A 2,950-nucleotide genomic window follows, 5' to 3' on the forward strand; every position below is an offset into this window, starting at 1 on the left:
CTCACCCTATGGGTTCATTATATATTTTCTAATGTTGTAGGCCAATAAAACTTGCCGGATTGTAAATTCATAATTGTCCAACCACCTCGTTATAATTTAAATTGTGTTTAAAGTAGTATTACCAAACCTAGATTAAATATGTTATGCATTGCTTTACTACATTAAATCTGTAGCCTTAACCTTTGGATGGCGGTAGGGCTGTATATAAATTTCCTTAAAGCTATATTTTCCCATATGAATTGAATGTTGGGGACACCATTGAATACATGCAAAGCATGATGTACAATTATCACCAAAAACAGGAAGGCTTCCCTTAAGCTGTATATTATCTACTGGACATATTTTTACACATTGACCACAGCTGGTGCAATCCTTAGTTGTATTAAATTTAAGGGAGTTAGCACCTTTAGTGAGTAGGATATACAGAAATTTTAGTAATACTGGCATCTGTTTAATTATAGTCATATCCTCAAACAATGATGTTTTCTCTATGGTGGAGTATTCTTGATTTTTTATGCTATATACTATTTGTGTTAGCTTTTCTTCTGCCTTATTAAGCCTGCTGGAAATTTCACTTTGGCTTAAGCTGATGGAACCAACAGCGTTGTGGGGAAACTTAATGCCATAACCCTGTGATAAACCAGCTCCCTTTTTTTCTAAAACCTCATTGAAATTGTACAGGGCTTTTGAAAGTGCCACTCCATACGTGGCTATTGCAACAATACTGTTTGCTTGAACCTCTGACAAGTTTTCTATTGTTTCCAATACTTTTTTAGGTGCTTTAAAATCGTATATGGGAAAGACAAAGCATAAAAAATCCGCCTTGATGGAATCCCCCTTCTTCAACGAAAGCACTGGTAGTAAAGTTGCACCTAGTTGTTGACTTATAATTTTAGCAGCATAGTAAGAGTTTCCTGTACCACTAAAATAATACACTAATTTCATAATATTAACTCCCTTCAACTATTTTTATAACAAACAATAAAGTCACTCCTAAGGTGCATAGCATCTACTTTAAACTAAGCATTAGTTTTGCTATTAGTTTTAAATTATTGGTTTTACATTTCTTTTAGGATTAGATAGCTTAAATTTTGATAGTCTACCAACTGATTTTTCTAATCTACATATACCTTCAATTATTGTTTCTTGATTATGTTGGGAGAAGCAAAGGCGAAGCTCCTGCTTGTTTTCTGAAGTAGAGTAAAACCCTTCCCCTGGTATAAAGGAAACTCCAACCTTTAAAGCCTCCTGTAGTAGCTTTGTTGATGAAAACCTTTCATTGATTTTACACCACATGTAAAATCCCCCTTTAGGCACCTGAAATGATAGCCTTGCTTTAAGACTGTAGCTAAGGGACTCAACCATAGCATTTCTACGATTTTTATAGATAGTACGCATTTTTTTCAAATGCTTTTCTAGAGGTGTCAAGGGGACGGGGTTATTGACCACCCTATGCTTTTAGTATGATTCCCCTATTAATACCTGTTAATCTCTCAATTTGTCTTACTGATAGATTGTGCTTTTCCTTGAGTTCTTTAAGATATCTATTTCTTGTTGATATATCAAATGTTTGCAGCTGAGTTACATTATGTACATTGCATACTTTTTTTATTATAGCTCTTGCCTCTTCGTCCATTATTGGATTTTTTCCATTAATCTCTAAGCAGCTATCGTTACTTTCTTCATTGTTATATTTAATAAAGATTTCTACCGCTTTTTCTCTGCCAGTCTCTATTATATCAAATATATAGTTAACATTAACTATCTTTGCTTCTCCAAGGTATTCGCAATAGCTGCTCCACTTGTATTTTTCTTCGTTTTTAATCAGACCCGCCTTAAGCGGGTTTTGATGTATATATCTCTGGACAATTAATAAATATTCATCTTTTTCTATTGGCTCGCTTTTAAATCTATCTTGAAATAAATTTCCTACTCTTTGATATTTATAATTGTACCAATAAACATAGCTTCCGCAAATTCTTCGCATTACTTGTTCTATTGGTTCTTCTCCAATTTTAAGTAATAGATGTACATGGTTTCCCATAAGACAGTATGCGTATACCTCATATCCGGATTTACCCTTATATTGTTCTAATGTCTGTAAAAACTTTAGACGATCTTCATCATCTTCAAATATGTTCTGTCGATTTATTCCCCGCATTATTATATGGTATATCCCGCTTTCGCTTTTCTTTCTTGCTTTTCTTGGCAAATAAATACACCTCCTAAATCAGATTATCACTGCTTAGGAGGTGTTGTCAATAACCCCGTCCCCTTGACATTCAGCTATGTCATTCATAGAGGATATTTTCTGTGCTTGTAGATACAATATAAATTTCTTAATCACGTAAATGATGGTACGCCGGCTGTCCTCTGAATAATCATGAACCAGACAGTATCTACAAAATGCCTCATACTCCCTCTGAAAACATTCAGGGCAACAAAAAGGCTTTTTTTTGCCACTTCTTGCTGAGAAGTATATGGTACCGTAATTCTGATAATGCCATAGTTTTTCCAAGTGAACTATTTTTTGATTAGCAAATTGGCTGTTATAACCTCTCTTGCTATCAAAAGTGGCTTTATATCGTTCCATTACAAAGATTTTTCCTAGTTCCTCACTATAAAATGATTGTCCTTTAGATTTTGTAAAAGAGATAATCATACGGTAAGTACTAGCATGCTTAGCAATTCCCTTTTCTGTATAGCCAGCCTCCTTTAACTGATTAAGTACTTCACTACATAGTTCGCTGATAGGTTTCTCCATAGTTTTACCATCTTTTCTTTTTTGGTAATTTAACTATGGATTATTATGTGAAGTTCTGCAATGCAAAACTTGGTAATCACCTCTTGTTTTCAACTTTGTTCCCATAATTAAAGAGTTCTCATAATTTCTAAGGTCTGTTGGTCCTAAGGCAAGATGTACCTTAACAATATGATTTTGTCTTAGCAT

The 2,950-nt window shown here is 34.0% G+C and carries 4 protein-coding genes; all 4 read right to left on the reverse strand.

Features of this window, described 5'->3' with window-relative positions; all coding sequences use genetic code 11:
• Window positions 1-156: 156 nt before the first annotated feature.
• Complete coding sequence (locus tag F8153_RS15325) at window positions 157-945, reverse strand: EFR1 family ferrodoxin (protein WP_151867233.1); 789 nt, start codon at window positions 943-945, stop codon at window positions 157-159.
• A gap of 99 nt (window positions 946-1,044) precedes the next feature.
• Complete coding sequence (locus tag F8153_RS15330) at window positions 1,045-1,449, reverse strand: aminotransferase class I/II-fold pyridoxal phosphate-dependent enzyme (RefSeq protein ID WP_279237148.1); 405 nt, start codon at window positions 1,447-1,449, stop codon at window positions 1,045-1,047.
• Between the two features lies 1 nt (window position 1,450).
• Window positions 1,451-2,212, reverse strand: coding sequence for a transposase (locus tag F8153_RS15335; protein WP_151867235.1), 762 nt, complete (start codon window positions 2,210-2,212; stop codon window positions 1,451-1,453).
• Window positions 2,213-2,245: 33 nt separating this feature from the next.
• Window positions 2,246-2,764 carry a hypothetical protein gene (locus F8153_RS15340; RefSeq protein WP_151867236.1) on the reverse strand — a complete coding sequence of 173 codons (519 nt, stop codon included), beginning with the start codon at window positions 2,762-2,764 and terminating at the stop codon, window positions 2,246-2,248.
• Window positions 2,765-2,950 lie beyond the last annotated feature (186 nt).

It is taken from the genome of Alkaliphilus serpentinus (assembly GCF_009017255.1).
Taxonomy (GTDB): Bacteria; Bacillota; Clostridia; order Peptostreptococcales; family Natronincolaceae; genus Alkaliphilus_D; species Alkaliphilus_D serpentinus.

Excerpts from the sequence above, each read along its gene's own strand:
- F8153_RS15325 (WP_151867233.1), bottom strand. The coding sequence starts at position 945 with ATGAAATTAGTGTATTATTTTAGTGGTACAGGAAACTCTTACTATGCT.
- F8153_RS15340 (WP_151867236.1), bottom strand. The coding sequence starts at position 2,764 with ATGGAGAAACCTATCAGCGAACTATGTAGTGAAGTACTTAATCAGTTA.